Genomic DNA, 17,637 nt, shown 5'->3' with positions numbered 1-17,637 from the left:
TGAATTCAATTCGCCCAGGCATCAGTAACCGTGAAACAGAGACAGAGCCGCCGTCAGCGGAATGCCCCCACCATCAGCGACGTCGCCCGCAGTGCCGGCGTATCGCCGATGACGGTATCCCGTGTCATCAACGGTGAGAGCAACGTGCGGGCAAAGACGCGCGATGCGGTGCTGGCGGCGATCGAGTCCCTCGGCTATACGCCGAACAGGGCCGCGCGCAGCCTGGCCAGCGCCGACCAGATCATCATCGGCCTGCTGTACAGCAACCCCAGTGCCGCCTACCTGAGCGAGGTGCTGGTCGGCGGTCTGGAGCAGGCGAGCCGCCACAATATCCAGCTGGTGGTCGAGAAGTGCGATACCGAGGAGGACGCCGAAACCGTGGCCGCGCGGCTGATGGCCGGTGGGGTCGAGGGGCTGCTGATCACACCGCCGCTGTCGGATCAGCCGCGCATGCAGGAACTGTTGCGAGCGAGCGATACGCCGGCGGCGGCGATCGCTTCGGAGAATGCGTACAACAATACTTCGGCGGTCAGCATCGACGATTACCAGGCGGCATTTGCCATGACCCGCCACATCATCTCCCTGGGGCACCGGCGCATCGGATTCGTCATCGGCGATACCAATCAGATCGCCAGCGGACGCCGGCTGGCGGGCTACCGCGACGCCCTGCGCGAAGCGGGCCTGCCGGTAGACGACGCACTCGAGGCGCAGGGGCACTTCACTTACCGCTCGGGACTGCAGGCGGCTGAACAGCTGCTCGCGGTCGAAGACAGGCCCACGGCTATCTTTGCCAGTAACGACGATATGGCGGCGGCTACGGTGGCAATTGCCCATCGGCGCGGACTGGATGTGCCCAGCGACCTGACGGTGTGCGGTTTCGATGACACTGCGCTCGCCACTACCGTCTGGCCCGAACTTACCACTATTCACCAGCCGATCATCGAGATGGCCCGTGCCGCTGTGGATCTGCTGGTGGAAGAAGTCCGCGCGCGGCGCGACGGAGAGGTGCTGGAAGGGCGTCACCAGTTACTGGATTTCACCCTGGTGCAGCGCCAGTCCGATGCGCCGCCGCCGGCCGAGAGCGACGGCAAGCGGCGCGTAGGTGGCACGACGTCTGTCTGACCGGCCACTCGCGCATTTGAGATTTTGCCTCCATTGAGCGAGCATAACCGGTTCGTTCCACTGAAAACCGCCGGATTGCCGTTTCATGTCTGTTTTTGCCGCTATCGACTCCGCGCTCGCCGCTTTTGCCGCCTTCGTCTGGGGCACGCCATTGCTGGTACTGCTGGTGGGGGGCGGGCTCTTCCTGCTGATTAGCTCCCGCGCGCGTCCCTACCGCCACCTCGGCCACAGCATCGACCTGCTGCGGGGCAAGTACGACAATCCCGACGACCCGGGCCAGGTGCCGCACCGGCAGGCGTTGTCCACCGCATTATCGGGCACCCTCGGGCTCGGCAATATCGCCGGCGTGGCCATCGCCATCAGCACCGGCGGGCCAGGCGCCATTTTCTGGATGTGGGTGACGGCGCTGGTGGGGGTGGCGACCAAGTTCTATACCGCATCGCTGGCGGTGATGTATCGCGGCCGCGATGCGGCGGGCGAACTGCAGGGCGGCCCCATGTATGTCATCCGCGAGGGGCTGGGGCGCAAGTGGATGCCGCTGGCACTGCTGTTTGCGGTGGCGGGTCTGTGTGGCGCGCTGCCGGTGTTCCAGTCCAACCAGACGGTACAGCTGCTGCGTGAATCCTTCGCCGTGCCACTGGGATGGGTCAGCGAAGACAATGCGCTGCTGTTCAATTTCCTTGTCGGCGGCGCACTGGCGGTGCTCGCCGCGATTGTCATCGCCGGGCGCATTCAGCGCATCGGCAAATTCGCAGTGCGCATTGTGCCGGGCATGGTGCTTTTTTACCTGGTGCTGACGCTGATCGTGATCGGATATTTCTGGCAGCAGGTGCCCGGCGCATTCGCGCTGATTTTCTCCGATGCATTCAGCGGCCAGGCGGTGGCCGGCGGCGCACTCGGCGCAGTGATTACCACCGGTATCAGCCGCGGGGCATTTTCCAATGAGGCGGGTATCGGCACCGAGTCCCTCGCGCACGGTGCGGCCAAAACCACCGAGCCGATTCGCGAAGGTGTGGTCGCGATGACGGGCCCGATCATCGATACACTGGTGATCTGCACCTGCACAGCGCTGGTGATCCTGCTCACCGGTGCCTGGCAGCACGGCGAGGGTATCGAGGGCGTTTCCCTGACGGCGGACGCCTTCTCCCAGGTGTTCGGCGGCATCGGTCCGCTGCTGTTACTGCTGATGGTCATCCCGCTCGCCTTCAGCACCATCGTCACCTTCTGGTATTACGGCGTGAAGTGTTTTGTCTTCCTGTTCGGCAACCGTTTCCAGGGTTTTTATACTGTGGCCTATATCGCGTTGATTGTTATCGGCGCCGTGGCCTCACTGAATGCGGTGAACAGTATCATCATCGGCATGTACGCAGTGATGGCGGTGCCGACCATGGTTTCCACACTGCTGCTGGCTAAGCGGGTCAACCGCGCTGCGCACGATTATTTCACTGCGCTGGCCCGGGAGGAAAAAACGGCGGCGCCGCCGGTACAAAAGCGCGAGGCGTAATGGCCAGTGATAAAAAAAGCCGAAGCGAAAGCTTCGGCTTTTTTTATGTCTGATTAAACTCGTTGGCATTAAGGCACGATGGAGACCTTGGTGCCGACGGTGGCGTGGGAGAAAAAGATTTTGGCCATGTGCCACGGCAGGCGGATACAGCCATGAGAGGCCGGATATCCCGGCACGCGGCCAGCGTGCATGGTGACGGCGCCATTCACGCGCATCATGAAGTCCATGGATGCGCCGCGGAAAACGGCTCCCGGCGGTCTGCGGTCGCGGCGTATGTCGACGTTGCTACGCAGTACATAGCCGCGGCGATCCACGTAGTGGCCGTAGAGATTGGAGCGGTGGCTATACGACTTCTCCGAGATGCGGAAATTACCGGTCGGTGTCCGGTGTCCGGCCATTCCCGTGGAAACAGGAGAAACCCCCGCGAGCCTTCCACCCTTATAGAAATAGGCCATCTGTTCGCTCAGGTCGATCCTGATATAGGGCGTGCCGCCATAAACGTCGCTGCGCCACCAGGCCCTCGCGTTGACCCTGGGATCTTCGTTCATGTATGGCGGTGGGCTGTAGGGATTGCGATAGTCCCGGGCCTGGGCAAAGGGTGAAAACAGGGTGGCGCCGCTGAGCAGCAGCGTACCGGTGAGTAGACATTTTTTCAGCAGCGAACGATGGCTTTGCATTGCGCACCTCTCATTTTGCAGACGACAACTGTTGCGATAACAGCGACTTGCAAGCTGTGCCCGATGCGCGTGCGCTCGCGGGGTAAAAAACTCCCTCACGTCTTTACGACGCGACAACAGGCTGTGGCTTTCCCCAAAGCAGCTCGCCGGTGTTTCCCGGCCTTGGCCGCAGAATGGGCTCACGGCGGTCGCAACCGCAGCAAGTGCCAACGATGGTAGGGTGCTGAAAAAATCACCATTACATCAATTGGGTATGACTGAAAAAACCGATAGATCGAAACGATAAATTGGCGGGCGCGCGCGATGGGATGAATCGGCGCGGAGAGCTGTGGCTGCGGGCAGGCCTGCTCCGCGTCCCGCGCGATATTGCCGGTGCGTGTTTGACACACGAGTTTGGTTATCCGGCCTTCAAGGATCCCGGCTGCACCGCCGGTGTCTGCGCAAATGCACCAGGTTGGTTCGCTCTCTTTGCGGGCCCACAAAGTTGATTCGCGCAATGTGCAAAAAACTCCTCAAAAAGGCGAATTTTCATTCAGCCTTCGGCACGTATCTGTACAGTGGCGCAAATATTATTTCGATTTTGAATAATAAGCTGGGCGGTTATGCTCGGGCGACACTACCGGGCAACGCGACCAGCGGCGCGGTGCGAACATGGGGTTTCAGCCATTGCGCTTTTACCGCGGCCCTGCGGTTATTGGGTCTTCCGGAGGCGTTAAGTCAGTCCATGGCTTCTCAGCGGGATTTTCAGGGCAGTTTCGAAACGGGGTTAGCGCTTCTCTAAACTCACCAGGCTTTAGATAAACGACAAAATGAGAAGCCGTAAATCTCTCTCCCCCCTTGCGGGTCTGATGCGCCGTGGCTGCTGACATATGACAACAACAATGCGATGCACCGCGAGCTGGATTATGTCGATGTGAATACCTGGCTGGATCACGTGGGTATCGGCGCTAACTCCATTATGGGACAGGTCTTCCGGTCGGATATTGTGGCCGAGTACGGCCTGCAGCCGGAGGACCAGACCGCCCTGAACCTGATTTACCTGTTGGCCTGGAACCCGATCAATACTGCACTGCCATTGGTCAGTACCGACGAGCGCTTCCCCATCGTCGGTGGTAACGACCTGCTGGTCAGTCGCATGGTTGAGGAGCTGCCGGAGGGCTGTATCGAGACCGGGCGCAAACTTTCCGCAATCAAGGGCGATATCAACGGCCCATACCGGCTCTCGTTCGCCGACGGCTACGAGTACACCTGCGATCGCCAGGTACTGGCCATTCCTTTCTCAATGCTCCGCGACGTGGACATTGAGCCGCGCCGGTACAATGCCTTCCGCGCAGAAAGGCGCATGGCGATCGAGCGTATGGCGTTTGGCAGCAACGGCAAGCTGGCGAACCACTGCGCCACCCGCCCGTGGACGCAGCTGCAGGTTATCGATGGCGATACCTTTCCCCCCAACGGTGTCAGCTACGTCGGCCGCCCGGAAATGCTGGATACCTTGGACTGCACCTCGGTTACCGGCACCACCGACGGTGTGCTGGTGGATTTCTTTGGCGCGAACTATGGCCGCGAAATCGGCGGCGACAAACCATTCGCCGCGCTGAGCAGCGAGGATATCAACCACTTCCTGTCGATTGCGGACAATATCTCCACCGGCGAACGCGCAGCGCAGGAGATTCACCAGGCCTAATTCGCCTGGGGCGAAAACGATAGGCGCGTACCGGAAACGGTGCGCACCTTTTTTATTGATGGTTGACTGCGCTACAGGCTGCGCTGATGGATGTGGTGTCGAGGGCGAATTTACTGGTTGGAGTGGTTTTGTCCAATAACGAATACCGTGATTGTGGTTCGACAAGACAAAGCTATGGCAATAAAGTTGTAGGAATCATCTGCTTCAATTGTTGCCGTAAGGCACTCACTGCCGCATGCGTCACAAGGAAAGGATTCCGAAATGGTACCATTTAGCAAACTCGTCAAATTTTCGCGCGAAAAGCATGGGCCGGAGAGCCTGGGATACGCTTCGGCCGCTGTTGCTAACGAAGGAGCTACCGGGGACACCCAGATTATCCATACCTTACACCGGCTATCCGCTTGCGTTATCGGAGCGTTCGTGATTGTCCATGTGTTCAATCACTTGTTGGCCGTTCAGGGTATCGATGCGCATATTGATTTTATGGAGTCCTTCCGGCACCTGTACCGCCAACCGGCGATCGAGGCATTGCTTCTTGGTTGTGTTTTATTCCAGATTTGCTCAGGTGTCCTGTTCATCAAGAATCGGTGGGGCCAGCGACGGGGGTTCTATGATCGGCTGCAGGCTATCTCCGGCGGATATCTCGCGTTTTTTCTCCTGAACCATGTGGGTGCCGTGTTGTACGGAAGAAGCCTGTTGCACCTCGATACAAATTTCTATTTTGCGGCAGCTGGTATTCACGTGCCGCCTTTCCAATTCTACTTTGTTCCATACTATTTCCTCGCGGTGGTGGCCGTATTTAGTCATTTAGCGTGTGCCGCCCACTGGCTGACGCGCGCACGATTGACGCAGAAGGGAAGAAACTGGATAGGCTGCGCCATTATTTCATGCGGAGCTGCGGTATCGCTGATCATTATTTTGGCTTTGTCAGGCTCGTTATATCCTGTTGATATTCCCGGAGAATATAAGGCTACTTATGGCGCTGAATGAGCCAGAAAGGGCGTTGCGGGCTAGCTTTGAGAGGCTGTGCAACCTCGCCGCCATATCGAGACATATGTGCCTTGAAGTGGGCGCCAAACGGTAAAGTCTAGCAATGAAAAAATGCTCTTGCGTTCTGGCAGTTGTTGTCTTCGTGTCACTATTTTTTGGGTGAGCTATCATTTTCATTCATAAAAAAATAATATCGAAAGTTCGAGAGAGATGGTTTTCAGTGACGTTGAAGTTGATCTGTCGTAAAGGGTCATTGCTTTTTGGCTGGTTTCTGTGGGTGAAGAAGAACCTCTAACGCGGTACAAGTTTTGTGTGAGTCACTTCATTACAGGTTTTGCGTAAACAATGCACAGTATTGATCGTCCCCTATAGGGGCGTTACACCTATTGGGAAAGATGATGAAAAGTATTCACGGAAAATGCCTATGCGAGGGCGTAAAATACAGAATTTCCGGAGGGCTCGGTCCGGTATATAATTGCCACTGCTCAAAATGCCGTCGATGGCATGGGGCTCCTTTCCGTACGCGTGCTTCAATTGATGTTTCTCAATTTGAACTGCTTACTGGCCGGGAACTTCTGAGTTCATTCAAGTCTTCAGATAATGTCACAAAATACTTTTGCAGAGTATGTGGATCTCCGTTGCACAGTACCTATGAGGATAAGCCCAATGTATTAGGTGTTGCGCTGGGTGCTCTGGAGGGGGTTGATTCAAAGCCGGAGGCAAATATATTCACTGCTTCAAAAGCCTCCTGGTATGAAATCAATGATGGGCTACCACAATATGAGTCCTGGCCAGGAAGTGAAGAGAGAGTACGGGAAACAGAGGCGTAGCCCGGCGATTGAATCGATGGCTATATGTGTAAATTTTACCGCTGTCGCCTTCCTAAGAGTGTGAGTCTGTACACGGTTAGTCGCAGATTGTTCGTGTCTGATTACAGTACTATTTGTCTATGGGAAACCTGTTAATGTCAAAGTCAGTAGCCATTACAATTGGTGATGAATTTTCCAGAGTAAAATTCCTGAATGGGAGAACTCCTGAAACTACAGATGAGGAGGCTCGGGACGCCTTTGCTTTGTTATCTGAATATCGAGATGGCGGTATCTATGTTTCGCACTATTCCGGCTTCAGTGAATGGGAGCAACATCCTAACGGTGATGAATTCGTCCATGTTTTGGGCGGTGAGACCACATTAATACTTCTAATGGATGGCCAGGAACAGCGTAACCATCTAGCAGCTGGTCAAATGTTAGTTATTCCACAAGGTATCTGGCATCGCTTTGAATCTCCTGATGGAGTTAAAGTGATGACGATAACGCCTCAACCGACTTCGCATAGTGTCGACCGTCCGGTTGGCGCGTAAGAGAATAGCTAGGCGTCTTTGCTGCAGTAAGCTGGAAGGTTTGATAGTTTGAGAGGTTGTTACGGCTTTATTGGTCAATGGGGGAGAAATGGAAGTAAGGTTTTTGGAGGATAACTCTGATTATCTGGCGGTACTCGAAGTATTGCTGCAATTACGTACAGGCTATGATGCCGAATCTCTGTCGGCGCAGATTAAAAAGCAAGAATCCAATGGGTACCAGGTGATTTATGTGAAGTCATCCGCAGGAGTGCTGGCGGTTGCCGGTTTTGTTGTTGGCGAGAAGCTGGCATGGGGGAAGCATATCTACATCGATGACCTGGTGACCAGCGCCAGCCACCGTTCTAGTGGGGTTGGTGAGTTCTTGATACGCTGGCTCAAAGACTACGCACTGGAAATTGGCTGTGAACAAATCCATTTGGATTCCGGTGTACAGCGTTTCCCGGCACATAAGTTTTACCTGCGGGAAGGCTTTAACATCGCGAGTCACCATTTCTCCATTGTGAATTTGAAAAGCGACCAGTAAACGCAGTCAGGATGCATTGGCTCAAGATGTTTAATCGAGTCCAGTTGTAAGTTGCTGTACTAAACTCACAGGGTTTAATTTTTAGAAATAGCTAACGAATAGTGCCAGCAGGCGTTCAATTGTATCGACGCGTTGTGCCTGGCTTTTTGTGTGGGTAGAAATGAAGTCAGAAAAGGGGACGAGCTACGCATGGGTTTTTTTCCTATGGATAGCCTGCCTAATAGTAATTGCGTTTATTGCATACGCAGCGAAGGTGCGGCCAATGCTGTATCTATTTGCGCTGGTTATGCCGATAGGTGGTATCGCACCATTGCTGATCCAGTTGAAGACAAAGCGAAGGCTTAGTGGCATGTGGCACCTGGGGAAGCATCTGGATGAAGACCCGGTAACCTACAAAATCGTTGTGATATTAAATTTTCTAATCGTCTGTTGGTTGTTGTATTGGAGCTTTGGGGCTATCAGCCAATTGGCCGGTCGATAGCGTAGGCAATTTGCGGGTCGCCGGGCCTGGTCTCTTGGTCAAGCCAGCAGGGGCATATCCGGCGAAGGATAGGCTTGATGTTCGCTTGTACGACCGGCATTGGACAGCTTTGCATCTCGACTTTAGCGTGACGACTTCGACCACGTTTTTGCAAAAGGTGCAAGCGGCGGGTGGCAGATTCGAGGCGATACACTGGGGCGCGGGCTATCCGCCAGTTACGTTCTGCAGTGATCCTTTCGTCCATGGATTCTGCATTATCGGCAGCTGCGGCTGATCGATGCCTCCGCGCCTCTGGGGCCGGCCTTACGGGAGGCGCAGCACTCCGGCAGAAAATGCGTAACACGGTGACCGTGCTCTGCCGTGGATTCATCGCAATTTGACCGTAAAGTCATGCGCTTCGGAGCTGTGCTCTTTCTTTTTCCATGTCTTCATTATCCGTTGGAATTCACTGGCCTTGCCGGCCCTCGTTGTGCCTGTCAGCGCGGACTTGCAGGGCCTTTTTATTATCTCTCCAGCACTGCGAGAGCCAGTCGGAATCCCAAATAGGCTTTGTGCGTCTCGGCAAACTTTGATAATCTGCGCGCCCCGGACAGCTGGGGATGTTCAAAAATTGTACCTCCCCTGTTGCACCCGCAGTATTTTCTGCATGAGTTATCTGCTGGATGAGTTTTTGAAAGCGATCAGTCCCCCCGTATCGATGAACAAAACCGCCTCGCTCGATCCCCGGATGGAGCAGAAGCTGGTGTTCGCCTTTGCGGTACTGATCAGTATCTTCATCGGGCTGGCCTGCGTGGTGGTCAACTTCGGACTCATCTCCAATGTGGCTGAACTACTTCAGGCCCTGGAAGATAACCTTGCCCTGGATGTCCTCGCAGGTATTTGCCTGGCGGGATTGCTGGTATCGAATTTCATTCTTTACCGGCATTATCTGCTGCTACTTACCTCCATCAAGACATTTCGCTCTGCCATTCTCCGGCACCTGCGCGGCTTGCTGCCGCGGGTTCCGGCACTGTGTGCAGCGCCGCGTACGGCACATGGCTGCCGCGCTCCCCCCTTCGCCGGCTGATTCCGCCGGTCTTTCCAGACCTTTCGCACTGTAGATCGCATTCGATCGGGTGTCGGCCCGCAGGGCTGTTTGCTCTGTGATTACGCTCCCGCTCCGGTGATGTGACCGAACTGCTATAGCTCGGCCTCAGATCTGCGCGCATCTGCATTGTGATGTTCGCCCTGCCTTTCGCTTCTGGATGGCAGTCGTTGTAAACCTCTGTGATAAGAGGATGTGTCCTCGTGTTAGTTCGTAGCCTAAAAAACGCTGTACTGGCTGCCGCCGTGTTCGCACTGGCGGGCTGTCAGGGCGGTGTGCTCGACCCCAAAGGCCAAGTGGGCCTCGATGAGAAGAACCTCATAATTATCTCGACTGTGTTGATGTTGTTGGTGGTGATCCCGGTCATCGTCATGACGTTGTACTTCGCCTGGAAATACCGGGAAAGTCGGGACCACGAAATCTACGCACCCAAGTGGGCGCATTCCACCAAGATCGAAGCGATCGTCTGGCTGGTGCCGGTGGCGATCATTCTGGTTCTCGGTGTGATTACCTGGCGTTCGACCCAAGCACTGGATCCGTACAAGCCGCTCGCTCACAAGGAGAAACACCTGACCGTCGAGGTTGTGTCTCTCAACTGGAAGTGGCTATTCATCTATCCGGAGCAGGGCGTTGCCTCTGTGAACGAGCTGGTGATTCCCGCCGATGTGCCGGTGAAGTTCAAGATTACTTCCGAATCCACGATGAACTCTTTCTTCATTCCGCAGCTGGGTAGCCAGATCTACTCCATGGCGGGCATGGAAACCACGCTGCACCTGATCGCCAATGAGCCGGGTACCTATGATGGCTACTCTGCCAACTACAGCGGCGCGGGCTTTACCGGGATGAAGTTCAAGACTGTGGCGACCGACAAGGCTGGCTTCCAGCACTGGATCGACTCGGTCAAACAGGACGATGACAAACTCGACAGCGCTACTTACGCAGAGCTGGCGAAACCGAGTGAAAACCATCCGGTGGAACATTTTGGTTCGGTGAGTGGGAGTCTGTTCCACGACATCATGTACAAGTACATGAAGAACTATAACGACTGGAATAAGAATTCCCCGAAGGCGGAATCCGAACATTCAATTTCTGAAAACTCAGCTGCTGATCACGATGCAGCGGATGCTGAGAGGAGCTAGCAGTTACCATGTCTTTGCTCGGTAAATTATCTCTCGATGCCATCCCCTACCACGAGCCCATCATCATGGGTACGCTGGCGGTGGTTGGTATTGCCGGTATCGCGATTGCGATCGCCATCACCCGTCACAAACAGTGGGGAGTCCTCTGGAACGATTGGATTACCTCGGTAGACCACAAACGCCTCGGTGTGATGTACATCCTGCTGGCGCTGATCATGCTGGTGCGCGGTTTCTCCGACGCCATCATGATGCGTACCCAGCTGGCCCTGGCCACCAACGGCGCTGAGGGCTACCTGCCGCCGGAACACTACGACCAGATCTTCACCGCCCACGGTGTGATCATGATCATCTTTATGGCGATGCCGTTTATGATCGGTCTGATGAACATTGCGCTGCCCCTGCAGATCGGCGCGCGCGATGTGGCTTTCCCGTTCATGAACAACCTGAGTTTCTGGCTGACTGCCGGCGGCGCTGTGCTGATCAACCTGTCGCTTGGCCTGGGTGAATTTGCCAAGACCGGCTGGCTGGCGTATCCGCCGTTGTCGGAGCAGTCGTTCAGTCCCGGAGTCGGGGTCGATTACTATATCTGGGCGCTACAGATATCGGGGGTCGGTACCCTGTTGACCGGGGTCAACTTCCTGGTGACCGTATTCAAGATGCGCGCGCCGGGCATGAAGCTGATGGACATGCCGATCTTCACCTGGGCCTGCACCTGGGCGAACGTCCTGATCGTGGCATCCTTCCCGATCCTGACCGCGGTACTGGGCCTGCTGGCGCTGGACCGCTACTTCGACTTCCACTTCTTCACCAATGCGGCTGGCGGCAACGCCATGATGTATATCAACCTGTTCTGGGCCTGGGGTCATCCCGAGGTATACATCCTGGTTCTGCCGGCGTTTGGGGTTTTCTCTGAGGTGATCTCCACCTTTACCGGCAAGCGCCTGTTCGGCTATAAGTCGACGGTTTTGGCCAGCGGTGCGATTTCCATTCTCGGCTTTATCGTCTGGCTGCACCATTTCTTCACCATGGGCTCCAGCGCCAACGTCAATGCCTTCTTCGGCGTCATGACGATGATTATCGCCGTGCCCACCGGGGTGAAATTGTTCAGCTGGTTGTTCACCATGTATCGCGGGCGTTTGCGTATCACCGTCCCGGTGCTGTGGACCCTCGGCTTTATGGTGACCTTCACCATCGGCGGCATGACCGGCGTTCTGCTGGCGGTGCCCGGTGCCGACTATGTGCTGCACAACAGCCTGTTCCTGATCGCCCACTTCCACAACACCATCATCGGTGGTGCGGTATTCGGTTACATGGCGGGCTTCGCCTACTGGTTCCCGAAAGCCATGGGCTTCCACCTCAATGAGCGTATCGGCAAGGCATCCTTCTGGTGCTGGCTGATCGGCTTCTACGTCGCCTTCATGCCGCTGTATGTGCTGGGCTTCCTGGGCATGACCCGTCGCCTGAACCACACCAACAACCCGGACTGGAACATCTGGCTGTACCTGGCCTGTATCGGTGCCTTCATCATCCTGGTGGGTATCGTGCTGCAGTTTGTCCAGCTGTACCTGGCGTTCCGCGATCGCGAGAAAAACCGCGACCTGACCGGTGACCCCTGGAACGGCCACACCCTGGAGTGGTCCACCGCATCTCCGCCGCAGTTCTATAACTTCGCCAAGGTGCCACAGGTACGTGATCTCGATGCCTTCACCGATATGAAGGAGCAGGGTACTGCCTACAAGAAGCCAGACAGCTATGCGCCGATCCATATGCCGAAGAATACCGCGAGCGGTGTGCTGATGGCCGGTGCCGCCACCCTGTTCGGTTTTGCCGCCATCTGGCATATCACCTGGCTGGCCGTGGTGGGCCTGGTTGGCACCGTCGTATTCCTGCTGTTGCGGGCCTACGACAACGATGTGGATTACTACGTGCAGCCCGACGAGGTCGAGCGCATTGAATCTCTCCATCTGAATCAAGTTAAGGAGGCCACGGCATGACGATCATGACGGAGGCTGCGTACCTGGCCGACGATTCCATCAGGCAGGAAGACGCGCACGATCACGAGCACCACGATACCGGTGACACTACGGTATTCGGTTTCTGGATCTACCTGATGACCGACTGCATTTTGTTTGCATCGGTATTCGCCACCTACGCGGTGTTGTTTATGAACACCGCTGGCGGTGTGTCCGGCCGGGATATCTTCGAGCTGGATTACGTCGCCATTGAAACTGCTGCACTGCTGTTCAGTAGTATCACTTACGGCTTTGCGATGATCTCTGCGCACAAGCAGAACAAGAGCGCCACGCTTGCATGGCTGATGGTGACTTTTGCACTCGGTGCCGTGTTTATCGGCATGGAAGTCAATGAGTTCCACCACCTGGTTGTCGAGGGTAACGGTCCTTCGCGCAGCGCCTTCCTGTCCTCCTTCTTCACGCTGGTGGGTATGCACGGCATGCACGTGACCGCCGGCCTGATCTGGATGGTGGTAATGATGATCGAGGTCGTGAAGCGCGGCCTGGGCAGCAAGACGGTTACCCGCCTCAGCTGCCTGAGCCTCTTCTGGCACTTCCTCGACATCGTCTGGATTTGTGTGTTTACCGTTGTTTACCTGTTGGGAGTAATGTAATGAGCTCACAATCTGCTATTGCACAGGGTGTTGACCACGGTGCGGCACATAGTGTCGATCACAGCGCTGATCACGGTGCGGACCACGGCAGCGTCAAGTCGTACCTGGTCGGCTTTGTGCTGTCCGTTATCCTGACCGCGATCCCGTTCTGGGCGGCAATGACCGGCTACTTTCCGAAGTCCACGGCGATCCCGCTGGTACTGATCATGGCGGTGGTGCAGGTGGTCGTTCACCTGAAGTACTTCCTGCACCTGAACTTCTCCGTAGAGGGGCGTGCCAATACGTTTGCCTTCCTGTTCACTGCGCTGATCATTGTCATGGTCGTGGGGTTGTCGGTGTGGATCATCTACAGCTCCAACGCGATGATGATGCACTGACCATGAGCAGTAAGTTCGGACATTATTTCAAGGTCACCAAGCCCGGCATCATTGCCGGCAACCTGATCTCTGTTGCGGGCGGTTTTTTTCTTGCCGCCCGTGGCGAGATCGACTGGCCGCTGTTTTTTGCAACAGTGATCGGCCTGTCGCTGGTGGTGGCATCCGGCTGCGCGATCAATAACTGTATCGATCGCGACATTGACGCCAAGATGCAGCGCACCCGCAACCGGGTGACGGTGACCGGGAAGTTGTCTGTTCGCGCGGCACTGGCACATGGCCTGCTGCTGGGCATTGTGGGGTTTGCGCTGCTGGTGGTTTATACCAATCCGGTCAGTGTCGCCTTCGCAGCGCTGGGTTATGTGGTTTATGTCGGCATCTACAGCCTGTACATGAAGCGGCACTCCGTCTATGGAACCCTGGTGGGCGCGTTGTCGGGTGCGGTGCCGCCGGTCGTCGGTTACTGTGCGGTGACCGGCCAGTGTGATGCCGCAGCGCTGATTCTGTTACTGATGTTCTGCCTGTGGCAGATGCCGCACTCCTACGCCATTGCGATTTTCCGCTACAAGGATTACGAGGCGGCCGGCATTCCGGTGTTGCCGGTAGCGGAGGGCATAGCCAAGGCCAAGCGGCAGATCGTGCTGTATATCGCCGTATTCAGCTTGGTGACGGTGCTGCTGCCGCTGAGTGGTTACACCGGCGCGGCCTTTATGGTGGTGGCCTGTGCCACCAGTCTGTGGTGGCTGGCAATGGCGTTGCGCGGTTATCGCCGCGGCATCGATGTCACCAGCTGGGCGCGCCAGGTATTTGCTTTCTCGATCGTCACGATCACGCTGCTCAGTATCACCATGGCGCTGGACTTCAATGCCGTTGCGCCGAACCTGCTGGTGGTGAGTCCGTAATACCCGGCACCCATTGGCGGCGCAACTGATGGGCGCTGGCCGGAAGCGGCCCGTGCCTGTCGTTGCCGTGGCCGTGGCCGTTTTCAGTTTTAATACCCCTGCTAATAAATGGCTCCGCTTTCCTTGCTCAACTGAGTGGATGCACCATCCCTGGTAGTTGCACTTTGGCTGCGCTTATCCCGGTTAAAAACTGTATTGCCGTGGCCTGGGTGTGGCGGCGCAGTGGGCTGGTATCTGCTGCACGGGGCAGGTAGATAGTCGCTCGTACGGTCGGCGCCGTCGGCATGAATCTCGCATGAACAAAACAGTTCGCTTCGCTGGCAACCGGCGAAGTGCTGTTCTCTTCTCCGAAGTAAGGAGTTCCGATGTCTTCTTCCCCAGCATCCCCATCCCCATCCCCATCCTCGTCGTCCGTAGGAGCGGTGCCGGACGCTGATGCCACCATTCCCGCCCATTCCGCGCTCGCCGAGTTTGCCATGGCCCTCGGCGGCTTCGCCATCGGTACCACCGAGTTCGTCATTATGGGGCTGATGAACCGGGTGGCGACGGATCTGAATGTCACCGCGCCGGACGTGGGCTATGCAATCAGCAGCTACGCCCTGGGTGTGGTGGTAGGAGCGCCGATTATTGCCGTGCTGGCCGCGCGGGCGCCGCGACGGGCACTGTTGATCGCACTGATGCTGGTGTTTGCCGTGGGCAATATCGCCAGCGCCTTCGCCCCCGGTTTCGGGTCTTTTATCGCGCTGCGCTTTCTTGCCGGCCTGCCTCACGGGGCCTATTTCGGCGTGGCCGCGCTGGTCGCCGCGGCGGCGGTGGCGCCACAGCAGCGGGCCAGGGCTGTGGCGCGGGTGATGAGCGGGCTGACGGTGGCGATTTTGCTCGGTGCTCCGCTCGCCACCTGGGTCGGTAACCTGTTCGGTTGGCGGCTGGCGTTTGTGGCAGTCGGCTTCGCCGCGCTGCTGACGGCATTGATGGTATGGCGTTTTGTGCCGGTGCAGCCGCGGGACCCGGAGGCCAACTCGATGCGCGAACTGTCCGCCCTGGCCAAGCACCGGGTACTATTTACTCTCGGCATCGCCGCGGTCGGCTTCGGTGGCATGTTCTCGGTGTTCAGTTATGTGATGCCGACGCTGACCGAGCAGGCGGGGATGGCTGAATCGCTGGGGCCGCTCGTACTGATGGTGTTTGGCATAGGCGCAATTGCTGGCAATCTGCTGGGGGCGAGGGCGGCGGACTGGAACCTGTTGCGCGCAGTGCCGCTGATTCTGATCTGGTGTGCATTGGTGCAGGGAGGCTTCTATTTCGCTGCGAATTACGTCTGGCCCGGCATCCTCTTTGTCGGCCTGGTGGGTACCAGTATGGCGCTGGGGCCGGCATTGCAGACGAGGTTGATGGATGTGGCCGAGGGCGGCCAGACCATGGCGGCGTCCCTCAACCACGCCGCCTTCAATTTGGCCAACGCTCTGGGAGCCTGGTTGGCCGGAGTGGCGGTCGAGGCCGGCCTGGATTGGTCGGTGACCGGCCCGGTGGGCACGCTGCTGGCGTTCGGCGGTCTGCTGGTATTCTTCGCCGGGCGCGCGGTGGAGCGCCGCGATGAGGCGGCCGCGGCACTGGCACAACCGCTTTAAACCCGATTGCCCGCTTAACTGTCCTTTTGGGGGCTGCAGGGCCGTTCTGCGCCGCAGGGCCGCGGTGGTTACTGCGGCTCTGTCTCCACCAGGTCGAGCAATTCCAGTTGCTGCTGTTCGCAGTGGCGCCGGTACAGGTAGTGCAGCGTTTCCGACGTATAGCGGGCGCTCACTCCGCCGTGCTCGTCCAGATACTCCACCGCGCCCATCGCTATCACCAGTACCACCAGCTGCTCGTCACCTATCGCCCACCACTTGTCGGTATTGCCGGCGGGTTCGTACACATAGTCGCCGGGGCCGATGATCTCGCCGCTGTGCAGTTCGCGACTGCCCTGCAGGTTGAACGCGTGCACTTCGCCGGTATGGCGGTGCCAGCCAATTTCCACTCCCGGTTCCAGTCGCAGCAGCTCCACGAATCCGCGCTCGCCGCCCATGAAGCGCAGTGGTTTGAAACTCTTGCCCTCGCCGAGCGGCACCCAGGGAATACACAGATCGGCGACGGTACGTGCGTAGCCGGCAATGGCGGGATTGCGTGTGGTGCTGTTGGTATGGATGGAATCGTTGGGCATGGTGATTTCCTCGGTCAGGTTAGCGGGTCAGTTGATTGATCAGTTCGGCATCCAGCCGCGCGGAGCGCAGCACGATGCGGTTGTTGCGCAGGACCACAAGGTATGGGAAATCCCGCACACCGAAGCGCTCGGCGAAATATCCCTCGCGGTCGAACACCAGCGGATGCTGGATTTGGTGCTCGCTGCGGTAGCGCAGCACGCTGTCCCTGTCGGTGCTGTAGCGGCTGGCGAATCCCACCAGGCGGATAGCGCGGTTTTGCCCCAGGCGCTCCAGGCCCTCGCGGAAATCACGGCATTGCTGCACACGGCCCGGGTCCGTCTCCTGCAGGTAGCTTTCGCACCAGGGAGCAAACTGGTAGGCGACAAGTGTTTGGCCGCTGCCGGTATCCAGAGATAGCGGGTGGCCGTCGATATCGGCGAGGTGTTTTGGCGGAGTGAATACGGGCGGGCGACCGGCCCCTTGTGTCGGGATGGCTATTGCCTGTTCCAGCGCGGCCTGCAATTTTTCATCCTCGCGATAACCGCGGAAGGTAACGTTGCCGCTACTATCGATCAGCAGGTACATGGGCGTGCCCATCACACCAAAACCCCGCCACAATTCACCGGACTGATCGTAGGCCACCGGCATCTGCAGGCCGTACTCGCGCGCGGTCGCTCGTACTTCTTCCACCGGGTCGTTGACGGCCACATTGACTGACAGGAACTGCACCTGCGCGCCATACCTGGCGTGGAGGGCGCGGTATGCCGGCATCTGTTTGCGGCAGGCGTGGCACCAGGTGGCCCAGAATTTCAGCAGCACCGGCTTTTTGTCGCGAAACTCGCGCAGCGAAAAAGTGCCGCCATCAATCAGCGCAGCGGTAAAGTCCGGTGCTTTGGCGGTGGCGCTTGTGGCCGTCAACGGCAGCAGCCAGAATGCGGCTGCCAGTAATAAGGTTTTTAGTTGCAAGGTTTTCATCCGTTGTCCCTCCGTCGAA

General features: G+C 57.4%; 19 protein-coding genes. 15 read left to right on the top strand and 4 right to left on the bottom strand.

All coding sequences use genetic code 11. The features are described 5' to 3' along the window. Positions 1-30 precede the first annotated feature (30 nt). Together IG168_RS03915 and IG168_RS03910 are read left to right on the top strand one after the other, a co-directional pair. Positions 31-1,122 (top strand): LacI family DNA-binding transcriptional regulator, encoded by a 1,092-nt coding sequence (locus IG168_RS03915; protein WP_193161922.1) that lies wholly within the window; start codon positions 31-33, stop codon positions 1,120-1,122. An 85-nt stretch (positions 1,123-1,207) separates the two neighbouring features. After that, positions 1,208-2,626, top strand: coding sequence for an alanine/glycine:cation symporter family protein (locus IG168_RS03910; RefSeq protein ID WP_193161920.1), 1,419 nt, complete (start codon positions 1,208-1,210; stop codon positions 2,624-2,626). A 68-nt stretch (positions 2,627-2,694) separates the two neighbouring features. On the opposite strand, the gene IG168_RS03905 is transcribed toward IG168_RS03910, so the two are convergent. Beyond that, on the bottom strand, positions 2,695-3,303 hold the full coding sequence (locus IG168_RS03905) for a L,D-transpeptidase family protein (RefSeq protein WP_226876507.1): 609 nt from the start codon (positions 3,301-3,303) through the stop codon (positions 2,695-2,697). Positions 3,304-3,482: 179 nt separating this feature from the next. Beyond that, on the bottom strand, positions 3,483-3,800 hold the full coding sequence (locus tag IG168_RS03900) for a hypothetical protein (protein WP_193161918.1): 318 nt from the start codon (positions 3,798-3,800) through the stop codon (positions 3,483-3,485). Between IG168_RS03900 and IG168_RS03895 the strand changes: the two genes are divergently transcribed. From IG168_RS03895 to IG168_RS03835, 13 genes are all read left to right on the top strand, one after another. Then, complete coding sequence (locus tag IG168_RS03895) at positions 3,800-4,084, top strand: hypothetical protein (RefSeq protein WP_193161916.1); 285 nt, start codon at positions 3,800-3,802, stop codon at positions 4,082-4,084. The two genes, IG168_RS03900 and IG168_RS03895, sit on opposite strands and share 1 nt — an antisense overlap. A gap of 105 nt (positions 4,085-4,189) precedes the next feature. After that, entirely contained in the window at positions 4,190-4,987 is a 798-nt protein-coding gene (locus IG168_RS03890; protein ID WP_193161914.1) for a flavin monoamine oxidase family protein, read from the top strand. A gap of 261 nt (positions 4,988-5,248) precedes the next feature. Then, positions 5,249-5,977 carry a hypothetical protein gene (locus tag IG168_RS03885; RefSeq protein ID WP_193161912.1) on the top strand — a complete coding sequence of 243 codons (729 nt, stop codon included), beginning with the start codon at positions 5,249-5,251 and terminating at the stop codon, positions 5,975-5,977. Between the two features lie 395 nt (positions 5,978-6,372). Continuing rightward, positions 6,373-6,807: a GFA family protein gene (locus IG168_RS20960; protein ID WP_404931986.1), complete on the top strand. Its 435-nt coding sequence runs from the start codon at positions 6,373-6,375 to the stop codon at positions 6,805-6,807. A 134-nt stretch (positions 6,808-6,941) separates the two neighbouring features. Then, positions 6,942-7,337: a cupin domain-containing protein gene (locus IG168_RS03875; protein WP_193161910.1), complete on the top strand. Its 396-nt coding sequence runs from the start codon at positions 6,942-6,944 to the stop codon at positions 7,335-7,337. 88 nt (positions 7,338-7,425) lie between these two features. Next, a complete protein-coding gene (locus IG168_RS03870; protein WP_193161908.1) occupies positions 7,426-7,860 on the top strand; it encodes a GNAT family N-acetyltransferase in 435 nt (144 codons plus the stop codon). Between the two features lie 1,127 nt (positions 7,861-8,987). Further along, a complete protein-coding gene (locus tag IG168_RS03865) occupies positions 8,988-9,407 on the top strand; it encodes a hypothetical protein (RefSeq protein WP_193161906.1) in 420 nt (139 codons plus the stop codon). Between the two features lie 221 nt (positions 9,408-9,628). After that, on the top strand, positions 9,629-10,564 hold the full coding sequence (cyoA, locus tag IG168_RS03860) for a ubiquinol oxidase subunit II (RefSeq protein WP_193161904.1): 936 nt from the start codon (positions 9,629-9,631) through the stop codon (positions 10,562-10,564). A gap of 8 nt (positions 10,565-10,572) precedes the next feature. Beyond that, positions 10,573-12,558 (top strand): cytochrome o ubiquinol oxidase subunit I, encoded by a 1,986-nt coding sequence (gene cyoB / locus IG168_RS03855; protein ID WP_193161902.1) that lies wholly within the window; start codon positions 10,573-10,575, stop codon positions 12,556-12,558. Further along, complete coding sequence (gene cyoC / locus IG168_RS03850; protein ID WP_193161900.1) at positions 12,555-13,190, top strand: cytochrome o ubiquinol oxidase subunit III; 636 nt, start codon at positions 12,555-12,557, stop codon at positions 13,188-13,190. The genes cyoB and cyoC overlap by 4 nt, the downstream gene beginning before the upstream one ends. Further along, on the top strand, positions 13,190-13,567 hold the full coding sequence (cyoD, locus tag IG168_RS03845) for a cytochrome o ubiquinol oxidase subunit IV (protein ID WP_193161898.1): 378 nt from the start codon (positions 13,190-13,192) through the stop codon (positions 13,565-13,567). Before cyoC ends, cyoD begins: the two co-directional genes overlap by 1 nt. Before the next feature lie 2 nt (positions 13,568-13,569). Then, a complete protein-coding gene (gene cyoE / locus IG168_RS03840) occupies positions 13,570-14,466 on the top strand; it encodes a heme o synthase (RefSeq protein WP_193161896.1) in 897 nt (298 codons plus the stop codon). A 365-nt stretch (positions 14,467-14,831) separates the two neighbouring features. Continuing rightward, entirely contained in the window at positions 14,832-16,094 is a 1,263-nt protein-coding gene (locus tag IG168_RS03835; RefSeq protein ID WP_193161894.1) for an MFS transporter, read from the top strand. A gap of 68 nt (positions 16,095-16,162) precedes the next feature. On the opposite strand, the gene IG168_RS03830 is transcribed toward IG168_RS03835, so the two are convergent. Then, the gene (locus IG168_RS03830) at positions 16,163-16,663 is read right to left on the bottom strand and encodes a cupin domain-containing protein (RefSeq protein WP_193161892.1); all 501 of its coding nucleotides are present in this window, start codon (positions 16,661-16,663) and stop codon (positions 16,163-16,165) included. Positions 16,664-16,682: 19 nt separating this feature from the next. Then, positions 16,683-17,618, bottom strand: coding sequence for a redoxin domain-containing protein (locus tag IG168_RS03825; protein WP_193161890.1), 936 nt, complete (start codon positions 17,616-17,618; stop codon positions 16,683-16,685). Positions 17,619-17,637 lie beyond the last annotated feature (19 nt).

This window comes from Microbulbifer hainanensis, from assembly GCF_014904735.1.
Classification (GTDB): Bacteria; Pseudomonadota; Gammaproteobacteria; order Pseudomonadales; family Cellvibrionaceae; genus Microbulbifer; species Microbulbifer hainanensis.
Note: the sequence above shows the minus strand (reverse complement) of the source record. Positions and strands in the feature narration are given on the sequence as shown.